General features: G+C 45.4%; 15 protein-coding genes and 1 tRNA gene. 15 read left to right on the forward strand and 1 reads right to left on the reverse strand.

The window, feature by feature from the left end; all coding sequences use genetic code 11:
• Position 1: 1 nt before the first annotated feature.
• From ODOSP_RS17040 to ODOSP_RS17115, 14 genes are all read left to right on the forward strand, one after another.
• Positions 2-1036, forward strand: a complete 1035-nt coding sequence (locus ODOSP_RS17040) for a hypothetical protein (RefSeq protein ID WP_013613524.1) — start codon at positions 2-4, stop codon at positions 1034-1036.
• A 15-nt stretch (positions 1037-1051) separates the two neighbouring features.
• A complete protein-coding gene (locus ODOSP_RS17045) occupies positions 1052-2143 on the forward strand; it encodes a peptidase associated/transthyretin-like domain-containing protein (protein WP_013613525.1) in 1092 nt (363 codons plus the stop codon).
• Positions 2144-2145: 2 nt separating this feature from the next.
• Positions 2146-4512, forward strand: coding sequence for a DUF6055 domain-containing protein (locus tag ODOSP_RS19025; RefSeq protein ID WP_013613526.1), 2367 nt, complete (start codon positions 2146-2148; stop codon positions 4510-4512).
• Positions 4513-4535: 23 nt separating this feature from the next.
• Positions 4536-6728, forward strand: coding sequence for a BACON domain-containing protein (locus ODOSP_RS17055; protein ID WP_013613527.1), 2193 nt, complete (start codon positions 4536-4538; stop codon positions 6726-6728).
• A gap of 389 nt (positions 6729-7117) precedes the next feature.
• Positions 7118-7927 carry a hypothetical protein gene (locus ODOSP_RS17060; RefSeq protein WP_013613528.1) on the forward strand — a complete coding sequence of 270 codons (810 nt, stop codon included), beginning with the start codon at positions 7118-7120 and terminating at the stop codon, positions 7925-7927.
• Positions 7924-10308 carry an alpha-L-arabinofuranosidase C-terminal domain-containing protein gene (locus tag ODOSP_RS17065; protein ID WP_013613529.1) on the forward strand — a complete coding sequence of 795 codons (2385 nt, stop codon included), beginning with the start codon at positions 7924-7926 and terminating at the stop codon, positions 10306-10308. Before ODOSP_RS17060 ends, ODOSP_RS17065 begins: the two co-directional genes overlap by 4 nt.
• Before the next feature lie 37 nt (positions 10309-10345).
• A complete protein-coding gene (locus ODOSP_RS17070) occupies positions 10346-12685 on the forward strand; it encodes a glycoside hydrolase family 127 protein (protein WP_228026205.1) in 2340 nt (779 codons plus the stop codon).
• 216 nt (positions 12686-12901) lie between these two features.
• Positions 12902-13561, forward strand: a complete 660-nt coding sequence (locus ODOSP_RS17075; RefSeq protein ID WP_013613531.1) for a hypothetical protein — start codon at positions 12902-12904, stop codon at positions 13559-13561.
• Between the two features lie 30 nt (positions 13562-13591).
• Complete coding sequence (ffh, locus tag ODOSP_RS17080; protein WP_013613532.1) at positions 13592-14917, forward strand: signal recognition particle protein; 1326 nt, start codon at positions 13592-13594, stop codon at positions 14915-14917.
• Positions 14918-14954: 37 nt separating this feature from the next.
• Positions 14955-15836 (forward strand): bifunctional methylenetetrahydrofolate dehydrogenase/methenyltetrahydrofolate cyclohydrolase FolD, encoded by an 882-nt coding sequence (gene folD / locus ODOSP_RS17085; protein WP_013613533.1) that lies wholly within the window; start codon positions 14955-14957, stop codon positions 15834-15836.
• A gap of 61 nt (positions 15837-15897) precedes the next feature.
• On the forward strand, positions 15898-17130 hold the full coding sequence (locus tag ODOSP_RS17090) for a nucleoside recognition domain-containing protein (protein ID WP_013613534.1): 1233 nt from the start codon (positions 15898-15900) through the stop codon (positions 17128-17130).
• 27 nt (positions 17131-17157) lie between these two features.
• Positions 17158-18207: a tRNA 2-thiouridine(34) synthase MnmA gene (gene mnmA, locus ODOSP_RS17095; protein WP_013613535.1), complete on the forward strand. Its 1050-nt coding sequence runs from the start codon at positions 17158-17160 to the stop codon at positions 18205-18207.
• 119 nt (positions 18208-18326) lie between these two features.
• Positions 18327-18399: transfer RNA gene (locus ODOSP_RS17100), tRNA-Trp, on the forward strand.
• A 1069-nt stretch (positions 18400-19468) separates the two neighbouring features.
• Positions 19469-20101 carry a MarC family protein gene (locus tag ODOSP_RS17115; RefSeq protein WP_013613536.1) on the forward strand — a complete coding sequence of 211 codons (633 nt, stop codon included), beginning with the start codon at positions 19469-19471 and terminating at the stop codon, positions 20099-20101.
• Between the two features lie 4 nt (positions 20102-20105).
• Here the strand turns inward: ODOSP_RS17115 and ODOSP_RS17120 are convergent, their stop codons facing one another.
• Positions 20106-20708, reverse strand: coding sequence for an RNA polymerase sigma factor (locus ODOSP_RS17120; RefSeq protein WP_244264133.1), 603 nt, complete (start codon positions 20706-20708; stop codon positions 20106-20108).
• Between the two features lie 54 nt (positions 20709-20762).
• On the opposite strand from ODOSP_RS17120, the gene ODOSP_RS17125 reads away from it, so the two are divergent.
• Positions 20763-21515, forward strand: a complete 753-nt coding sequence (locus tag ODOSP_RS17125; protein ID WP_013613538.1) for a sulfite exporter TauE/SafE family protein — start codon at positions 20763-20765, stop codon at positions 21513-21515.
• Positions 21516-21524: the final 9 nt, after the last annotated feature.

Below are 21524 nucleotides of genomic sequence, written 5' to 3' on the forward strand. Positions count from 1 at the left end.
TATGAAAATAAAGAAACTGATATATGGACTGTTGGGCGCCGGAGGTGTTCTGGTGGCTTGCGACAAGATTGAAGAAGGATACATGAGCAGTAATATTTACTATGTGACCGATCCTTTTACGGTAGAACAAGGGCTGACGACTTATTCCGAAGCGTTGGAGCTGGATAATTCCACCGGTCCGGTAAATGTCGAGCTATTGGATATTCGTAATGTAGAAACCGGAAAAACCGAAGAGGCCTGGTATTCCGAAAGTGAGATTACTTTCTGGAAAGAAAAGATTAATTCGGAAACGGATACAACCTGGGAACAGGTAGCCGCTAAATATTCTATGCAGCCTTATCCGACCTTTCAGGTCAATCCGGTGGGAGGACGGTTGGAATTTTCCGAGGGTACTTTGAACGTACCGGTAGGTGAATATGAAATCGATATCAAAGTGTCGAATGTGAAAGAGACCCGGGTGATCAGGAATGCTTGTACCATCATTCTGACCGAGAGTTCTTCCTTTATAAAAGAAGGTACCTATGATTTGTGGAATTCCAGTAATTCGGGTACCCGTCCGAATCCGGTTGTGACCTACAAAGAACTGAAAGGAGACGATCTGGAAGCTTTTAAAAGTAAATTGGCAGCAGCAGGAGGAGAATACAACGAGGACTACGGTTATATGATTCTGAAAGTGCTGGATCATTATGGAGAGGCTTTCGATTGGACACCGAATACGGGTGCGAATAGCGGAGGAGAAATCCGTCAGCGGCAATCGGATTTGGGAAGCTACGAAAAACGGAGTCCCTGGCAGAAGATGTATTATACTTCGGATGCGATGATCGCTCCTTTCCCTATGGCTCCTTTCCCATTGATCAATGCGCCGACGTCTACCGACGATCTGTCTTATTATCGGATCATTCCTTCGGCGACGACCAAAGGGGTTGATATCTGGCTCCGTTTCAGCTGGTTTATACAGCGTAAAGGAGTTTTTGAAATTACTTATCAGCTGAAAGGAGCTGATGATACCGGTGTTGTTCAAAGGGTAAAGAAATAATTAAAACCGAAGTGTATGAAAAGATTTAAATATCTGGCATTTTTGTTATGGATGATGCCATTGGCTTTTGGGGCCTGTACGGATGACGATAATGACGAGATCACCGATGAAGAATACATTGCCGGAGCTGCCGTTGTGAATCTGACGGTGGTCGACGGAGAAACGGACTTACCGATAGCGGAGGTAACTTTGAAGCAGACTGCTTTGAAAATTTCGGAAACGACCGATGCCAATGGCAAAGCGACGTTGACCTTCGATCAGGCTCCGCGGGCTGTCGCTAATCTGGTATTTTCTCATGAAGCTTATCAGGATTATACAACGACGGTAGCTATCGGGGAAGTAAGCGAAGGAAGTACGAAAAATGTGGAGGTAAAGATTGCTTTGAATCCCAAAACGGTGTCCTATGTGATCAATTTTACCGTTTTAGACGATTCTACTTTCCTGCCGATCACAGGCGTTTCTATTTTGGGACTGGAAACCGGGGCCGATATGACCGATGCAGATGGTGTTGCAACTGTGAAGGTGCCGGGGCCGGGAGATTATACGTTGGGACTAGCCATGACCGGATACGATACGGCTTATGTCTCTGCAACGATGCCCGATGAAGGGATGCCGGGAGAAACGATAACGGTGGATTGCGGAACGGTCATGATGACTGTAGCCGGAGGGTTCAGGATAGAAGAGGTCGATCTTTCATCGTTCACCTGGCAATTGGATAGTATGGTGGTATGGAGCCGGGATAGAGGGACCATCGGAAGCATTATTCTTTCTAAAGAACAATATATGGCGGGAGAGGGATATACGGTAGATTGGGATAGGAGAAGCGATTTCGGAACCTATGATTTCGACTACATTATTTCGGCTTCCGGTGCTGTGGATTTCCGTTATCCCTTGTGTTTCAAATTACACTATGAGGAAGCTTCTTATGCTCCGGGATGTTACCGGGTGGAGGTGGTGAAATTCCTCGAACCGGGAGACAATAGTGTAGTGAAAGATGAGTCGTATTACGACTACAAAAAGAAAAAACTGGTATTGCGTTTCTTATTCCACGAAGATTGGTGTAGTGCGGAAGACTGGGATGCTTATTATTATTCAGCAGTAGAATAAATATGGGATATAAAGTATTAAAACAGGGGTGGAGGCTTATCGCTATCCTGGCGATAGGCTTCTCTTCCGGGTGTTCCGGTAACGAAAAAATCAAAGGGATCGATCTGGATGAGGTGGGATACGGTTCCTCGGTCTTTTCCGTGCTCAAAGGAGAAGATTATGAATCTGAAGCGTTGAAACTACCGGAGGGAGTCGGGGAGGATATCACGGTAAAGATCAAAGATGTCCGTAATTTTTCGACCAAAGAAAGTGAACCGCTTTTTTTCGAGAGCTGTGAGGTCATCGGGTGGTCTTCGCCTGTCGATCTGAATACGGATAAGACCATGGAAGCGGTGCTGGCTAAATATAATCCGGTTCAAAAGGCGACACTGTCGGTCGATGCTTCTACTGGAAAACTGATATTGTATGGGGCCGGTACCAAAAATATTCCGGCGGCAGTTTATCTGGTTGATCTGGAGATTAGCAGTGGAGGCGTCACCCAAATCAAAGAAGGCGTTTGTCGCATCCAGTTGAAAGACAATTCGGCTAAGGCTGTCACTGTATCGGCAACCTGGGGAACGACGGATAGCGATAAAGCTCCTGTCGACGTGAGTAGTAAAGAACTGAGCGAGGAAGAGCTGCAGGAATTCGCCGGGGCTTTAGGCAGTGCTTATAATAAAAATTATGGTTATTTGATACTGAAAGTTAAAGACAGACGCAATCAGAGCATTAGTTGGAAAGATCGTTGGGTGACCCGGACAAATAAAAATAATTTTGAAACGGCTAATCCCTGGGCAGAAATTATCTATACCGACGAAGCGGTGATCGTTCCTTATCCCGTTCCCTCTTATCCGGTTGTATCACAATCTACCGGTAACGCGGTACAATATAAGGTTGAGAAAGCGAATACCGCTTTCAGGAAAGATCTCTTTTTCGATTGTAATTTGTCTGTGACTCAGAAAGGAGTCTTTGAGATCGAGTGCCGGCTTACCGACAGTGAGGTACAAGGAAAAGCCACCGTATTGCCCAGTGGAAAGAAGCTGTTTTTCCCGGTCCAGGATGATTTGCGGTCTATGGATTTTTATGACGATAACAGTCGGCTCAGTTATCACCGGATGGTTTCTTCCGAAAATTTTGTGGTATTCTGGGAAAAAGGATTCGGTGACGATCCCAAAAGTGCTCCGCCTTTGAATGGGGTGGATATGACTGTCGATCTCGACGATTTACTCGAAAAAGGAGAGCGTTTCTATAAATTGTATCATGATTCCCTGAATTTTGTCACTCCGGGAAATTCGAACGTCGATTCGATCCGGATGATGGTGATCGTCCATTATACGACCACGTGGACGGCATATGGCGGAGGATACGATGATGTGATCGGAGCTTTGTGGGTCAATCCGGCGACGATGAAACCGGTGGGACAGACGATCGCCCACGAGTTCGGGCATTCGTTCCAATATCAGGTGTATTGTGACGATCCGAACAAAGAGGCCGGCTTCCGTCAGGGGCAAAGCGGAACTTCGCAGGATGGCAATAGTTTTTGGGAGATGTGTGCCCAGCATATGGCGTGGCAGAATATCGCGCTTTTCCCGGAGTGGAATTGTGATGTACCTATTTATCTGGCCAATCATCACCGCGGATTTATGCATGAATGGTTGCGTTACCAGGCTTTTTATCTGATGGAATATTGGCGGATGAAACATGGGGAAGATATGTTGGGACGGGTATGGCGGGAGTCTGAAAGCCATGAAGATCCGATTACGGCTTATAAACGGATTGCAGGTCTTTCACAGGATCAATTCAATGCCGAAGTGTGGGAATCGGCTTGTCATGACATTACCTGGGATTATCCTTTGGGCGGTTATTTGCGGCGTATCGTCGATAGACAAAGCGAGGCCGACCGGCAAACCTGGTATACCCACAAGACCCGTCTGATCGCTGAGAACGGATATTATCGTTCCTATCCGGATACGGTGACTGCAGATCACGGCACGGAGCAAAATATCGCTTTTACACCGCATGATTACGGCTATAATGCTTTTCAGTTGAGCGTACCGGAAGGAGGAACGACGGTGACTGCCGAATTCGAAGGGATTACAGGTGACAGCCGTTATCGGACAGTCGGTGATAGCAAAGCAGGATGGAGGTTCGGTTTTGTCGGTGTGCAAGGAAGTTGGACACCTGTATACGGGGATATGGGGGAGGCAACCGGGACTGCTCCGCAAGCGTCCGTATCTTTTACCGTGCCCGGTGGAGGGCTGAAACAGTTGTGGTTTGTGGTATCGGGAGCTCCGACCCGGCATGAACCTCATGTTTGGGACGACGATGTCGGCAATGATGAAGAATATCCTTATCGGGTGAAATTTGTCAATACGGAGGTGAAAAACTAAGTATAACTTTAATGATGAATCTTATGAAGAATAAAATATTTTCCGTTTTAGTAGGTCTGCTGGCCGTTTTTTTAGGAGCCTGTAGCGATGACGACGATGTGTTGACTACATCCTCGGTACATGTGAATGGCGGGCCGCTGGAAGAATCGATCACGCCGACATCTGCCCGGGTACGGATCCGCCTGAATGAGACGGCCGGTATCGGTGAAGTGGGAATCTGTTATGGAGTACAGACCGATAAGAGTGCTTTGTTATCTTATGGGGATGTTTTAAAAGTAGAAAAGGTCGATTCTGTGATGTATCTGGATTTGACCGAATTGGAATCGGCTACGACTTATTCTTATGTCGCTTATGCCAAATATGAAAATGCTTCTGTTGCGGATGTACATTCGGTGGTACGTAGTTTTACCACTCAAAGTGCCGATTTGTATCTGACTCCGTCCCGTTTGAACCGTTCTGCAACAGGAAGGCTGGATACGGTAAAGATTACGACGACTTTCGACTTCTGGGCGGTGGCGGAATACGATTACGATTGGATTACCTATGAGAAAAAAGATACTTTGTTGATATTGAAAACCCAGGATAATTCAGGGGCTGAAATACGTTCGGCTATATTAAAGATACAGGCCGGTAGCCGGACACAAAGTCTGGCTGTCATGCAGGCTGCACCTACGATCAGTTTATCTGCCGACACCCTGGAAGTCAGTGCTAAAGGAGCTACGGGTTCGTTTATCGTGCGGTCGGATGTTGCATGGAGTATCGATAAAGATGCCGATTGGGTGACCTGTTCCGTAGAAAAGGATTCGATCGTGAATTTTACAGCAGAAGTAAATACCGGCTCTGAAGAACGTTTCGGACATATCACGGTATCGGTATCGGATCAGCTTTATAAAATATTTACGGTTGCTCAGCGGTCGGGAGCACTAGCGGTTACGAAGACGAATTTGAGTTATGGCTTAAAAGGAGGCGAAGAGGGTTTTGTGGTCGAATGTAATACTGACGATTGGACCTTTAGCTCGGATAAGTCGTGGTGTAAACCGGAATGGATTCAGGGCACCGATTCGATAGCCGTCAGGGTGGACCCGAACGATACGGAGGCAGCGGTACGGACAGCGACGATTACGGTACAGAAAGAGCAGTCGGTAAAAAAAGTGACGGTTAGTCAGGAATCCGGACTTATGTTAAGTGATGTCAGCCTGGAAAACTTGGTTTTTTGGGGAGGAAATGGTGATATTAAAGTGAAAGCCTATACGGATAGTTGGACTGTAGAAAGCGTAACGGACGATTTTACAGCTAGCCGGACCAATGATTCTATCGTGACTGTTTCGGTGGCGAATTTGAATACGACCGCTCAGGAAATCACCGGTTCTGTAACGATTAAGGCCGGGAATCTGACCCAGACGATGACTTTGGTACAACCTTGTGCGGTGATTGACTGGGGAACTGAAGAAGTGAAATTTTCATATACGGGAGGTACAAAGTCGAATACTTCCGGAAATTATATCGGTATGACGAAGTATAAAGTAGAAGGGACCGGTGTGAGTTGGTTGACTGTCGGTAGTGAGGGAGTCAGTTTTGTACAGGGTACCGACGGTTATATGGTCGTCGCTGGCGAAGACGATGCTTTTGTGACTCTGAATCTGACGGCTACAGCGAACAATACCGGAAAAACCCGTACGGCTACGATTACCGGAGTGTGGGAAGGGGTTACCGAAAGCTTTACGGTGACCCAGATGGATGCTTCATCGGTAGTCGTTTTACCGGCTTTGGAGGCCGGTGTATTAGCCGGAAACTATACATTGACAGAAGAAGGATATACCGGATATGTTCATTTCGGTGATAAAATCTATACGAAAGCAGAGTACGATGAGATAACAACCGAACTGGAAGCTGCAGGCACTAGCCTTTATGACGATCGCTATGCCAAATTCAGGGCTGCCGATTACGACTATGCTATGGGGTTGGATAATGGAAATACTGCTTATCCACTATTATTTAAGATTAATCAGGTGGAATCTACTGCAGACGGGGCTCCTTCAGGAGCTTATGAAGTTGAAATCGTGACGATGTATGAACCGGTGAATACGGCTCTCGAATCGGATTATATCGCTTACTATGATAAAAATACGAAGACTTTATATTTTGAGTTCGACTATTATTCATGGGCATCCGGTCAAACCGAACATTGTATCAGAACTTTGGTTTTTGCAGAATAATTTTCTCCGATACCGGATGCTATTTTAAGGTTAAAACGGTGCCGACAGTTAAAACGGTAATAACGGTTTAAAACTGGACATGCACCGTTCCTTTTTTATTAGGAGGTTTTGGGGGGCAAGTCAACAATCGTATGTATGATTTTTATATGCTATTTTCCTTTTAAAAACTCGATTTGTACAATTGTTGTATTTTTTTGCATATATGTTTTATTGAAAGTTAAGGGAATGTCATTCCTTTGTTTAGGTGATTTGAAAAAGGAAAAACCGGGACGTAATAAAGTGGGGGAAAAGGTATTAAACCGGTAGGCGGATGAAAATCCGGATGCTAATGATGTACCTCTGCATGGCGTGCTGGTGGGCAGATTGTCTAACCCTAATATGAAAGTGTTATGAAATATGTGATGTGCATTGTATTTTGTTGTCTGCTGTGTCTGGGAAAGGCGCAGCAGAGAGTAACCGGACAGAAACCGGGGATTACGGCTCCACCGCTAGAGCTGAAGCTGAATCCTTTTTACAAGAAATACCTGAATGCCAACGGGATTCATATTATAGCTTCCTGGCGGGTTCCCGATTCGGCGATGTATGCGGCTCACCGTACGTTGACGGCGTTGACCGGATATCTGCCTGCCGGGGTGTTGAAGGCGATGACAGATATCGGTACCCGTGTGGGCGTCATGGCTCGTTATGAAGGTACGACCGATATCCCCGAACATGCTCATTTGGCTCGGGATACCTCTTTGAATTGGGACTTGAGAGCCAGGGGATTAGGAGGAACGAAGTGGTTGCCTTTGACGACTTGTGCCGAAGAAAATATTTTGGGATATCAGATCGATAAATACCATGCCGAAGATATTCTGGTCCATGAATTTGCCCATTCGATTCATTTGATCGGAATACTGACTGTATATCCCGATTTTAATGAACGTCTGAAAAAAGCTTATGATGCCGCTTTGGCTGCCGGAAAGTGGAAAGATACCTATGCCGCGACCAATATCGAAGAGTATTGGGCCGAAGGAGTACAGGATTGGTTTAATGTGAATGCTGAAGTTCCTAAGCCGGACGGAAAGCATAACCAGGTGAATACCCGCAAGGAATTGAAGGCATATGACCGCGGTTTGTACGATATTTTGAGCGAGTTTTTCCCGGCTACGAACGAGCAGATTAGTTGTCATAAATACATCAATAAATATCGAAAATGAAGAAGAATAATATCGTTTTATTCGGGATAGCGGTGCTTTGTGCATGTTCTGTCCCAAAAGAGCGTCAACCTTTGACCGGTGGACAGTGGGGAGAAATAAAGAACGGTTCTGCCGAAGAGGTCGTTTCTTCAGAAGTGCTCTATTGGCAGGCTCCTCCTGCCAGTAAAGAAGTTTTGCACTTCTATGATGCAACGGCTCATGACGGTACCCGGAGTTTATGTATTTCAGCCGACGGTTTGGCTAATGGATACTGGAATAACCGGGTGAATCTCAAACCGTGGTCGAAATATCGCTTCAAAGGGTGGATCAAATGTGAAAATGTAGTGGCCGAACCGCAAGGGGGAGCCGGATTCCGCTTGCAGGGAGTCGAGGTACAATTGCCTGATTTTACCGGTACGCAAGACTGGACTTTGGTCAGTTGTGATTTTGAGACCGGAGCGAACGATTGTGTCATCGTATCATGTTTGCTGGGAACAGAAGGAAAAGCAAAAGGGAAAGTATGGTTTGACGATCTTTCGTTCGAATGTCTGGGTACGGAGGTCATCGAAACCAGTATAAAAGTTGATCCGGCAGAGCAAAAGGCGGAGATGTCTCCTTATATTTATGGGCAATTTATAGAACATATGGGGCATTGTATTTATGGAGGTATCTGGGCCGAAATGTTGATGGACCGGAAATTCTGGTATGCTCCGGGGCAAAAAGGTTCTCCCTGGCAGATTGCGGGCACGGATAAAGCGGAAGAAGGTTTATATATGGACGAGACGGCTCCCTATACAGGACGGCATACTCCGGTGTTGAAATCCGACGGTAAACGGATCGCGCTGAAACAGACGCAACTGGGATTACGGCCCGGTATTTCCTGTTCGGGATATATTGTAATGAAAGCCGATCGCGAAATGCCGGTAAAAGTGATGTTGAATTACGGTTCGTTTATTCAGGAATTATCCTTGGAGGTCGGGACTACTTATCGTAAATATCCGGTGCATTTTTCAGCTTTCGATCATAAAGTAAAGGATGCTACTTTTTCGATCTGTCCGCAAAAAGAAGGACGATTATGGATCGGTACGGCTTCTTTGATGCCGGATGATCATATCGACGGCTTCCGGGCGGATGTGCTGGCTTTGCTGAGAGGATTGAAAGCTCCGGTATATCGTTGGCCGGGAGGTAATTTCGTCAGTGGTTATGATTGGCATGACGGGATCGGTGAACGGGATAAACGGCCTCCCCGGAGAAATCCGGCCTGGACAGGAGTGGAATCGAACGATGTCGGGATTCATGAGTTTATGCGATTGTGTGAATTGTTGGATACCGAGCCTTATATTGCTGTAAATGCCGGTTTGGGAGGGGTAAAAGAAGCTGCCGATGAGGTGGAATATTGTAACGGTACAGAGGATACACCGATGGGTAAATGGCGGAAACAAAACGGACAGGCAAAACCCTGGAAGGTGAAATGGTGGTCCGTCGGGAATGAAATGTTCGGGGATTGGCAACTCGGTTTTATGAGTACGGAGGCTTTTGTGAAAAAACATAACAGTTTTGCAGATGCGATGTGGAAAGTAGATTCTTCTATCCACCTGATCGCTGTCGGAGAAGTGGGCCGGTGGGACGAAATGATTTTGGCTAATTGTGCCGACCGGATGGATTTGGTGAGCGAACATTTTTATTGTCAGGACTGGCATGGCGGAGGACTGATGACACACGTATTGCAAATTCCCCGTAATATTCGCCGGATAGCCGAGGCACACCGGGGGTACCGGAGAGATATTCCCGCTTTGGAAGGTAAAGATATCCGTATTTGTATGGACGAATGGAATTATTGGTACGGCCCTCATATCTATGGCGAATTGGGTACCCGTTATTTCTTACGGGATGCTTTGGGGATTGCTGCCGGACTGAATGAGTTCCTCCGTCAAAGCGATATGGTATTTATGGCCAATTATGCACAAACGGTGAATGTCATCGGTTGTATCAAAGCGACGACGACGGATGCTTGTTATGCTTCGACCGGCGAGGTGTTGAAATTATATCGCGAACAATTCGGTACCGTTCCGGTGAAAGTGGACGGAGAGTTACGTCCCCTGGATGTCGCTGCCGCTATCCGGTCTTCCGATCAGGCATTGACTTTATCTGTTATAAATCCGGGCTGGGAAGAAGTGACTTTCGATCTGGATATACTGGGTGGACAGTTTGAGTATCAGGCAAAAACATGCCGGTTGAACGGAGTGGCGACGATTTATACCCTTACCGGACCCGACGATATGGCTTATAATACACCGGGACAGGAAAGTGTGGTGAAAGTGTCGGAAAAAAGTTTGAAAAATACCAAACAGGTGAAAGTAGGCCCTTTTAGTGCGAATGTGATTGTACTCGGAACAGAGTAAAGAGGTGCAAAGGTAGAATTTGAAAATAATGGAAGTTATGAGAAAATTAATAATAGGATGGTTACTGGTTATAGGGATTGTGTCGGTAGGCCGAGCCTGTGAACATTGTGCGGCCTTGGCTGTCGGGAATGTGGTGCCGGCGAAGGTGAAGTATTTCGGTTTGAAGGATGTCCGTTTGCTGGATAGCCCTTTTAAGAATGCTATGGACCGGAATGCGGCATGGATGCTGGAAATGGATATGGACCGGTTGTTATCGAATTTCCTGAAGAATGCAGGCCTCGAGCCGAAAGGAGAATCTTATGGAAGCTGGGAGTCTATGGGGATAGCCGGGCATACCCTGGGACATTATCTTTCGGCTGTGGCACAACAGTATGCCTCTACCGGAGACGAACGCTTCAAACAACGGGTGGATTATATCGTGCACGAACTGGATAGTTGCCAGCAATATTTTGTGAACGGTTTTATCGGTGGCATGCCGGGGGGAGACCGGGTATTCAAACAGGTGAAAAAGGGGATTATCCGTTCGGCCGGATTCGATTTGAACGGCTTGTGGGTCCCCTGGTACAACGAACATAAAACCATGATGGGACTCAATGATGCTTATCTGTTAGCTGGGAACAAGACTGCTAAAAAAGTACTGGTGAATTTGGCCGATTATCTGGTGGATGTACTTGCCGGACTGACGGACGAACAGGTACAGACGATGCTGAATTGTGAGTTCGGTGGTATGAACGAAGCATTGGCACAGGTGTATGCTCTGACCGGAGATAAAAAATACCTGGACGCTTCATATCGATTTTACCACAGACGATTGATGGAACCGTTGGCAGAAGGGAAAGATATCCTGCCCGGATTGCATTCGAATACCCAGATACCGAAGATCATCGGTAGTGCACGTCAGTATGAGTTGACCGGAAACCCAAAAGATGAACGAATTGCCGAATTTTTCTGGACAACGATGGTAAATCATCATAGTTATGCTAACGGGGGAAATAGCTCGGGAGAATATCTTTCGACACCCGATAAACTGAACGATCGCCTGACGCATTCTACCTGTGAGACGTGTAATACTTATAATATGCTGAAATTGAGCCGGCATCTGTATGAATGGACCGGAGATCCGAAGTATCTCGACTTTTACGAGAAAGCATTGTATAATCACATCCTGGCTTCTCAGCATCCCGAAACGGGAATGACCTGTTATTTTGTGCCGCTGGCGATGGGAACCCGGAAAGATTTTTGCGATAAATACAATTCATTCACCTGTTGTATGGGAAGTGGTTTTGAAAATCATTCCAAGTATGGGGGGGCGATTTACAGTCACGGTAGCGACGACCGTTCTCTGTTTGTCAATCTTTATATACCCTCGGTATTGACCTGGAAAGAGAAGGGATTGAAAGTGAGGTTGGAAACCGTTTATCCGGAGAATGGACGGGTGACGTTGAAAGTGGTCGAGGGGGAACGTCAGCCTTTGGCTTTGAATCTGCGTTATCCGGTATGGGCCGGCGAAGGAATTGTGGTGAAAGTGAACGGTACAAAGCAAAAAATAACTTCTAAACCGGGATCTTTCGTTACGCTGGAACGAAAATGGAAAGCAGGCGACCGGATCGAATTGAATATACCGATGAATCTTTATACGAAAGAAATGCCGGATAATGCCGACCGGCGGGCTGTGTTCTACGGACCGACTTTACTGGCAGGTGCATTGGGTGAGAAAGAGATAGAACCGATCCGGGGTGTACCGGTTTTTGTTTCACCCGACAAACAGGTATGTAAGTATATCCACCCGGTAAACGGTAAACCGCTGACTTTTGAAACCGAAGGTTTGGGTTATCCGAAAGAGGTGACGTTGATTCCTTTTTACAATACCTACGATCAGTATTATACGGTGTATTGGGATGTATTCTCACCCGGGGAATGGAAACAAAAACAGGCGGAATATGAAGCAGAAAGATTGCGGATCGAAGAACTGAATAAGGTGACTGTCGATTATATCGTGCTGGGAGAAATGCAGCCCGAACGGGATCATAACCTGAGGGCCGGGGAAAGCCGTATCGGAGATTTCAGGGGTAAAAAATACCGGTATGCTTATCCGACCGGATATTTTGATTTCGATATGAAAGTATCCGGGACGGAATCCATGAAGATGATGATGACTTTCTGGGGTGGGGATTGTGGTCGTGATACCTTCGAAATCCTGATCGATGGTGTACGTCTGGAATTGTTCTCTCCTAAAGGTGAAGATGGAAACTTCGTCGAAAATACGATTGTAATCCCTGCTAAATTTACCGAGGGAAAAGATAAAATCCGGGTATCTTTTAAAGGATATGAAGGCAAACGTGTCACTTCCTTGTACAATTGCAGAATGATGCGTTGATAAGTGTAGTTTCAAATTTATGTTGTGTGAATCCGGTAGGAGTGATCCTGCCGGATTTTTTGGTTTTTCTATTTTACCGGTTATTTTTATGCGTTTGTCTGGTTGTATTCATTTCTTTCGTTTCTTATGAAAAAAATAGAAAAATCGGTGGTTAAATGCTCAGAATATACTATTTTTGTTGAAAATTAAACAGCTCATCTTTTAAATGTACTTTGTATGGTCAGTATTTCTCATGTTGTAGAAGATATCGTAAAACACCGGCCTTATCTGTCGGAGTCTTTAGCGGCGGGCATTATCAATGTTTCTTCGCTTGCCCGGCAATTGCAGCCCGATGTGGAGAGAGCGTTGCAGAAGGGAGTGAATACCGGGGCTATTGTGATGGCCTTGAATCGGTTGGCGCCTTATTTGCAGGTGCGGGAGCAGGTGCAGTTGAATAAATTGCTGAGTAATATGGGGGATATTATTCTTAGGAGTAGTTTGTGTGACTATACTTTTAAAAATTCACCTACTCTATTGGATTGCCATATCGAAGTATTGAAAAATCTGGTGAAAAACGATGAGATTTTTTATACGATGGTACAGGGAGTTTTCGAAACCAACCTTGTGATCAGTGACACGATGGAGGAATTGATCGCCGATTATTTTAAAGATGAGTTGTGTCTCTTTAAAAAAAACGGTCTGTCTTCGGTGACGCTGAAATTGCCGAAAGGGAACAGTATGCAGGCCGGTTTTTATTATACCATTATGAAAGAATTATCTTGGGAAGGTATCAATCTGACCGAAGTCATCTCTTCTACCAACGAGTTTACGGTGGTGGTTGATAATGCCTTGATCGATAAAACATTTGTGGTGTTGAAAAATATTGGGAAAAGATAAAATAATCATTAAATATAAAGCGAATAAGATATGTTTGAGAATTTATCGGAAAGACTGGAACGGTCGTTCAAGATATTAAAGGGGCAGGGAAAAATCACAGAATTGAATGTAGCGGAGACCTTGAAGGAGGTGCGCCGATCCTTGTTAGATGCCGACGTCAACTATAAAATAGCGAAGGACTTCACCAATCGGGTGAAAGAGAAAGCTTTGGGTATGAATGTGCTCACGGCTGTCAAACCGGGACAAATGATGGTGAAGATTGTCCACGACGAGTTGGCTGAGTTGATGGGGGGCAAGAATGTCGAAGTAGATATAAAAGGTAATCCGGCGATTATTTTGATGTCCGGTTTGCAAGGTTCCGGTAAAACGACCTTTTCCGGTAAGTTTGCCAATTTATTGAAGAATAAAAAAGGGAAGAAACCTTTGCTGGTGGCTTGTGACGTTTATCGTCCCGCTGCTATCGAGCAGTTGAAAGTATTGGGCGAACAGATCCAGGTGCCTGTATATAGCGATGAGACGACCAAAGATCCGGTAAGGATCGCTTTGGATGCCATTAAACAAGCCAAAGCGAAGGGGTATGATGTGGTGATTGTCGATACGGCAGGACGTTTGGCTATCGACGAGCAGATGATGAACGAGATCGCTGCAATTAAAGAGGCTATTCATCCGAATGAAACCCTGTTCGTGGTCGATGCGATGACCGGTCAGGATGCAGTGAATACTGCCCGCGAATTTAACGAACGGCTGGATTTCAACGGAGTGATTCTGACCAAACTGGATGGAGATACCCGGGGGGGAGCCGCTCTTTCTATCCGTACGGTAGTGAACAAACCGATCAAGTATGTCGGAACCGGAGAGAAACTCGAAGCTTTGGACGCCTTCCATCCCGAACGTATGGCCGACCGTATTCTGGGGATGGGAGATATCGTGTCCCTGGTAGAAAAGGCTCAGGAACAGTTCGATGCCGAAGAAGCCAAAAAATTACAAAAGAAAATTTCCCGCAATCAGTTTAATTTTAATGATTTCCTGAGTCAGATCCAGCAAATCAAAAAGATGGGAAATATCAAAGATCTGGCTTCCATGATTCCCGGTGTCGGTAAAGCACTGAAAGATATCGATATCGACGACGATGCCTTTAAAGGAGTTGAAGCGATTATCTATTCCATGACTGCTGCCGAACGGGAGGATCCGGCCCTGATAAACGGTTCACGCCGTAAGCGAATTGCTGAAGGGAGTGGAACGACCGTTCAGGATGTGAACCGTCTGTTGAAACAGTTCGAAGAATCGAAGAAGATGATGAAGATGTTGTCCGGTGGTGGTAAACTGATGCGGAAAATGCCCGGCATGAGACGTTGAGCGACTGTAAGTGATTAACGAAAAGTGAATAGAAGAAATGGAGTTAATAGATGGGAAAAAAATTGCAACTCAGGTAAAACAAGAGTTGGCAGGTGAAGTAAAACGGATGAAAGCAGCCGGAGCCAAAACGCCTCATTTGGTGGCCGTTCTGGTAGGTAACGATCCGGCGAGTGAAACTTATGTGGCCAGCAAAGTAAAGGCTTGCCAGGAGGTCGGTTTCAAGAGCACCGAAATGAGGTATTCGGCCGATATTACCGAAGAACAATTGTTGGCTGTCGTCGATAAGTTGAATCAGGATGCCGACGTAGACGGTTATATCGTACAGTTGCCGTTGCCTCGCCATATCTCTGAGCATAAAGTGTTGATGGCTATCGATCCCGATAAAGATGTGGATGGATTTCATCCCTGCAATGTCGGCAAGATGGTGACCGGTTTGCCTGCCTATCTGCCTGCAACTCCCGCGGGAATCGTAGAGCTGCTGAAACGTTATGAAATACCCACTCAAGGGAAGCATTGTGTGGTGATCGGGAGAAGCAATATCGTAGGTACTCCGATGGCGGTGTTGATGTCACGTAAAGATAAATATGCAGATTGTACGGTGACGATCTGTCATAGCCGTACGCAAAATATAAAAGAAATGACGTTACAAGCCGATATACTGATCGTCGCTTTGGGAAAACCTCATTTTGTGACTGCCGATATGATAAAAGAAGGTGCGGTAGTGGTAGACGTCGGAATCCACCGGGTACCTTCGGATAAAACGAAGTCCGGTTTCCGCCTGGTGGGGGATGTAGATTTTGAAGGAGTAGCTCCTAAATGTTCTTATATCACGCCTGTTCCGGGAGGAGTGGGGCCGATGACTATTGTGTCTTTGCTGCAAAATACCCTTAAAGCTTGCAAGGGACTGGCTGACAAGTAAAAAGTTTTGCTTTTTACTTGTCGTGATCGGTTCCCTTTGCGTTAATCAGGTGTAGTGAATTATGGTGTTGAATTATATCTGGATTTTCTTTTTTGCCGTTGCCTTTATCGTCGCTTTATTTCGTTTAGTGATAGGAGGTGATACGGAAGTATTCAGCGCTATGATGACCTCTACTTTCGATATGTCGAAGACCGGTTTCGAGATTTCCCTGGGGCTGACCGGAGTGCTGACCTTGTGGATGGGGATCATGAAAATCGGTGAACGGGGTGGGGCTGTGCAGGTGATGTCAGGAATGATCAATCCGTTTTTCCGCCGTCTTTTCCCTGGGCTGCCTCAGGATAGTCCTGCCCATGGGTCCATTATGATGAATCTGGCTGCTAATATGCTGGGCTTGGATAATGCTGCTACACCGATGGGATTGAAAGCGATGCAGCAAATGCAGGAAGTCAATACCCGGAAAGATGCGGCTTCGAATGCTCAGATTATGTTCCTGGTATTAAATACTTCAGGACTGACGATCGTACCGGTGTCGATCATGGTATATAGGGCCCAATTGGGGGCTGCTAATCCGACCGATATTTTTATTCCTATCTTACTAGCCACTTATTTTTCTACTTTGGCCGGTTTGATCGCTGTCGCTATTTATCAAAAGATCAATTTGTTCGATAGAGTGATTCTGGCTTATTTGGGAGGAATTTCGGTTTTGATGGCGGGAGTGATCTGGTATTTTTCAACCTTGGATAAAGAAGCGGTAACCGTTGTTTCGAATGTCGCCAGTAACATCATTCTGTTCGGTATCATCATGGTATTTATCGGGATGGCGGCCTGGAAGCGGATCAATGTGTACGATGCTTTTATCGAGGGGGCTAAGGATGGATTCGCTACTGCTGTAAAGATCATTCCTTATTTGATCGCGATTTTGGTGGCGATCGGGGTATTCAGGGCTTCCGGGGCTATGGAAGTGGTGATGTCTGCGATTACCCGGGGGATAGAAGGACTTGGTTTTAATGCCGACTGGGTGGATGCGCTGCCGACAGCTTTGATGAAACCGCTGAGTGGAAGCGGTGCCCGGGGGATGATGATCGATACCATGAAGACTTTCGGGGCCGATTCATTTGCCGGACGTTTGGCTTGTACTTTCCAGGGGGCGACGGATACGACTTTTTATATCATTGCTGTTTATTTCGGGGCGGTGGGGATCCGGAATACCCGTTACGCTGTTCCGTGTGGACTGATTGCCGATTTAGCAGGGATTATCGCTGCGGTCGTGATCGCCTATTTGTTTTTTGCCTGAAAATTTTTCTAGTTCAAAAATCTGTATATGAAAAAGGTGGTTGTCGGTATGAGCGGAGGGGTCGATAGTTTTGTGACCGCTTTATTGTTACGCCGGCAAGGGTATGAAGTGATCGGGGTGACCCTGGAATTGTGGGAGAAAAATGATTTAAGCGGTGTGAGAGACAGTTGTGAAAAACTGAATATCCCTTTCCTCTGCCGGGAAGGACATGAACTATTCAGGCAGCAGGTGGTTGATCCTTTCGTAAAAGCTTACCGGTCGGGTCTTACGCCGAGTCCTTGCTGCATTTGTAACCGCCGGGTAAAGTGGATATTGTTACAGCAGGTGGCTGATGAGTTGGGAGTGGAGTATATCGCAACGGGGCATTATGTCAGGATTGCCGAACGGGAGGGAAGATTTTATATCCGGAAAGGGATCGATCCTCAGAAGGATCAGTCTTACTTTTTGTGGGGCCTGCCTCAGGCGCTTTTAAGAAGAGCGTTGACCCCTTTGGGTGAATATACCAAAAAACAAGTGAAGGAGTGGGCGGCCCGGAATGGATACGAGCAGATGGCCCGGAGACGGGAGAGCATGGGGATATGTTTTCTGAAAAATAAGGATTACCGTGATTTTATAAAGGATTATCCTATAAAAGACTTCCGACAGGAAAGTGGAGAAATTATTGACGATAAAGGACGGGTATTGGGCGTACATGCCGGAATCTTGAATTATACGGTTGGACAGAAACGGGGGATTCCCGACCGGACCGGAGTTCCTATGTATGTCCGGGAGATCGATGTGGAGAGGAACAGTATTATTGTCGCTCCCAAATCCGGGTTATATACTTCTGTACTGACAGTCGGGCAGGTGGAGGCAGTGTACTTTGGGGATTTGTTAGCTGACGGGGTAGAAATCAAAATCCGGGGGTTGGGATTAAATCCGAGGGGAAATATCCGGGCTGAACGTTTGAGCCCTGACCGCTTGAAAGTGGTCTTAAGTGAGCCTGCCTGGGCCGTTGCTCCGGGACAACCTGTTGCTTTTTACCACGAAGATATTTTATTGGGTGGAGGAATTGCTGAAAAAGATGAAAAGCTGTAAGTCAAAATATTATTTCTAAACCGGGGCGTATGGGAAAATTGAAGCGGAAAAAAATCTAAGAAATATGTACAGGAATATTGCAGATTCCAGGAAATTTGCTTTCCTTTGCAGCATCAAATACGGGTGTAGCTCAGTTGGTAGAGCACTGGTCTCCAAAACCAGGTGTCGGGAGTTCGAGCCTCTCCACCCGTGCACCGAAACGCTATCTTTTCAGATAGCGTTTTTTAGTGTTGTTCTCCCTCTTTCCGGTTTAGCTGTTATTCGAAGGGACTTCCACATACGCCTGTTGGTGCTGATCTACAAAAAGCTTGTTACGCTCCGGGTGTTGTTTGCGCTGAGACTCGTAATTGGCAAACAGCAAAAGTACAAGAATGTATATGGCTATGTGAAGCCAATGCCTGATTTTTTGGAAGTTAGGTTTTGTTTTCATCCGAATCGTGTTTTATTATATAGATGCATCCTGTTTTATTACGTTGCGTCAAGATCGACATTTTTTTCATAAAAGATTTCATTCCTCGTAAAATTAAAGAAATATTAACTAAAAAGATAGTTTATTCCAGCTGACTTTGGTTTCATGTTATCAAGGAAATAGGTATTTATTGTACTTTTGTAACCGCTGTAACTAAAAAATAGTAGAATTATTTTGTTACTTATTCGTCTTCGGTGTTCGTGTTTGGAGACCCGGTCGCTTCTGTCGGTCGTCTACCTTTTTCTTTCACTGACCGGCGGAACTCCTCACTACGTTCGTCAGACACCACCGGTCGGGCGTTCAGAAAAAGCAAGACGACACCCGACAGAGCTCCAATGGTCTCTAAACACGAACACCTCCGACTTACGTTATCACTGAATTGCAGACTAATCTTGATTTGAGAAATACCATTCTCCCCGAAAATAAGCCGAACAGTCCGGTTTCCTATGGCTGTAAATTTCCGCTTGTATTTTCTTTGCCGGTTAGCTCTGCCGTGAGATGCAGGGTTTTATGCCGGAAGACCATTGGAGCAGGAACGAGTGTCCGGTTAGGTTTTCCGAACGCCCGACCGGTGGTGTCTGACGAACGTAGTGAGGAGTTCCGCCGGTCAGTGAAGGAAAGCCTTACCGGACCGTTCCAGGCGAACCGGTCTGACGGTATAAAGCCCGGAATCGGAATAGAAAGAAAAAAAATTAAACCTACCTTATATTTATAAAAAACAATAAAAAACGTTATCTTGTCGCACTGAAAGAAGAAGACGGATACGGCTCTTCACGATAAAATAGAATAGAGATGTTTACATTTGGATTACTTTGTTTTACCTCGTTTTTTACGTTGATCAATCCGTTAGGAGCGATGCCGGTTTTTATGACCATGACGATGGAGCTGGATGAAAAAGAACGTAGAAAAGTGGCCCGCCGGGCTTCTTTGGTCTCTTTTCTCATCATGATGTTTTTTGCTATTTCAGGCGATTTGTTATTCCGTTTTTTCGGTATTTCCATCGATAGTCTGCGGATTGTCGGAGGAATCATCTTCTTGATTATGGGGATGGATATGTTGCAGGCCCGTTTGGTGAAAACCAAGGTGAAAGAATCGGAAGTGAAGAGTTATGTCAACGATATCTCGATCACGCCTTTATCTATTCCGATGTTATGTGGCCCTGGTGCGATTACCAACGCAATCGTTATGTGGAACAAAGCTACCGATTGGGAAACCAAAATGATTATGGTCATCGCCGTAGCTGTGGTGATTACTTTGGTATATCTTATTTTAAGAAGTTCCTCCCGGATTATCAAGATACTCGGCGAAACCGGCAATAACGTGATGATGCGGTTGATGGGGCTGATCGTGATGGTGATTGCTGTCGAATTTTTCTTTAGCGGGCTAAAACCGATCGTGATCGATATTTTGCGTTCGGTAGGCTGATCTTTTATTCGAAAAATAGGAAAATAACTAAAGTGTACAAGTTTTTTAAGCGTTTGCGGAGATATTGTTTTGCCCGTTGGCGTTGTGTTTTTACAGTAGATTCGGCAATTTGTAATTTTTCTGTAATTTCCCGGATGTCCATGTGCTCCAGGTAGCTCATTTTGAAAATCCGCCGGCATTCGGAAGGCAATTCTTCAATGGCAGCAAAAATTTCCTCGAATATCTCCGCTTCGATCTGGTGGCGGAAATAGGTGGCTTCTTCATATTTGGGAGTGTCCAGACGTTGTTTTAAAGATGTCCGGGTATTTTGCTTCTCCAAAGCATTCAGGGCTTTGGATTGTACACAGCTGTACAAGAATGATTTCAGAGCGATCAGGTTTGGGAAATCATAGCTTTTCTCATAGAAACGAATAAACACTTCCTGAACGACATCTCTTGCTGCTTCTTCATCTTTTAATATTTTATTGGCAAAAAAGCATAATGCGGCGTAATAACGATGAAATAACAATTCGAAAGTTTTTTCATCGCCCTCTTTGAGTCGTTGTAAAACGAGCGTTTGATCTGTGATCTCCGGATTCATGTCTGGCCCTGATAATTCGACGATCAAATTTATGACTTTATCTTAGAATTTTCTCTAATAAAACCATTAATTTTGAATTCCATGAATGATAACAGCATGTTATATCTCGTTTTATTGGGTTTTGCTTCCGGGTTTATCAATATGTTCGCCGGAGGTGGCTCGATGTTGGTGGTTCCGTTTTTGATTTTTCTCGGTTTGCCACCCCATGTGGCTAACGCAACCAACCGAGTGGCTATTCTTCTGCAAAATATCGTTTCGACAGCTACTTTTCGACAGAAGAAAATATTGAATTTTAAAACGGATTATCCTTTACTGCTCCCCACTACCTTGGGAAGTATTTTGGGAGCTTTTACGGCTGTCGACATCCAGGCTGCCGTTTTACAAAAAATGATCGGGGGATTATTGGTGGTGATGTTTTTTATGATTTTGCTGGATCCCAATACCTGGGTGAAATCTAATATTGAAAAAGCAAAAGCCCGGCATCCCTGGGTACGTTTTTTGATATTTTTGGGGATCGGCTTCTATGGCGGTTTTATACAAATCGGTGTCGGTTTTTTTATGCTGGGTGGTTTGGTATTGGGATGTGGCTACGATTTGCTCAAGGCAAATGCTTTAAAAGTATTGCTTATCTTGATCTATACTTTCGGGGCACTCGTTATTTTTATCTGGTATGATTTGGTAGATTGGCGTACCGGTTTGATTCTGGCTTGCGGTAACATGGCGGGAGCCTGGATCGGGACCCGGTTGAGTGTGAAATGGGGAGCGAAGTACATACGTTATATTTTATTGCTTGCATTAGTAATGGTCGCTCTAAAACTTTTCGGAATATTTTGATTATTTTTT

It is taken from the genome of Odoribacter splanchnicus DSM 20712, from assembly GCF_000190535.1.
In the GTDB taxonomy this organism is placed as follows: domain Bacteria; phylum Bacteroidota; class Bacteroidia; order Bacteroidales; family Marinifilaceae; genus Odoribacter; species Odoribacter splanchnicus.

What these genes read in the sequence shown, in the direction of transcription:
- ODOSP_RS17040 (WP_013613524.1), top strand. Translation starts at nt 2, where the DNA reads ATGAAAATAAAGAAACTGATATATGGACTGTTGGGCGCCGGAGGTGTT.
- ODOSP_RS17045 (WP_013613525.1), top strand. Translation starts at nt 1,052, where the DNA reads ATGAAAAGATTTAAATATCTGGCATTTTTGTTATGGATGATGCCATTG.
- ODOSP_RS19025 (WP_013613526.1), top strand. Translation starts at nt 2,146, where the DNA reads ATGGGATATAAAGTATTAAAACAGGGGTGGAGGCTTATCGCTATCCTG.
- ODOSP_RS17055 (WP_013613527.1), top strand. Translation starts at nt 4,536, where the DNA reads ATGAAGAATAAAATATTTTCCGTTTTAGTAGGTCTGCTGGCCGTTTTT.
- ODOSP_RS17060 (WP_013613528.1), top strand. Translation starts at nt 7,118, where the DNA reads ATGAAATATGTGATGTGCATTGTATTTTGTTGTCTGCTGTGTCTGGGA.
- ODOSP_RS17065 (WP_013613529.1), top strand. Translation starts at nt 7,924, where the DNA reads ATGAAGAAGAATAATATCGTTTTATTCGGGATAGCGGTGCTTTGTGCA.
- ODOSP_RS17070 (WP_228026205.1), top strand. Translation starts at nt 10,346, where the DNA reads ATGAGAAAATTAATAATAGGATGGTTACTGGTTATAGGGATTGTGTCG.
- ODOSP_RS17075 (WP_013613531.1), top strand. Translation starts at nt 12,902, where the DNA reads ATGGTCAGTATTTCTCATGTTGTAGAAGATATCGTAAAACACCGGCCT.
- ffh (WP_013613532.1), top strand. Translation starts at nt 13,592, where the DNA reads ATGTTTGAGAATTTATCGGAAAGACTGGAACGGTCGTTCAAGATATTA.
- folD (WP_013613533.1), top strand. Translation starts at nt 14,955, where the DNA reads ATGGAGTTAATAGATGGGAAAAAAATTGCAACTCAGGTAAAACAAGAG.
- ODOSP_RS17090 (WP_013613534.1), top strand. Translation starts at nt 15,898, where the DNA reads ATGGTGTTGAATTATATCTGGATTTTCTTTTTTGCCGTTGCCTTTATC.
- mnmA (WP_013613535.1), top strand. Translation starts at nt 17,158, where the DNA reads ATGAAAAAGGTGGTTGTCGGTATGAGCGGAGGGGTCGATAGTTTTGTG.
- ODOSP_RS17115 (WP_013613536.1), top strand. Translation starts at nt 19,469, where the DNA reads ATGTTTACATTTGGATTACTTTGTTTTACCTCGTTTTTTACGTTGATC.
- ODOSP_RS17125 (WP_013613538.1), top strand. Translation starts at nt 20,763, where the DNA reads ATGAATGATAACAGCATGTTATATCTCGTTTTATTGGGTTTTGCTTCC.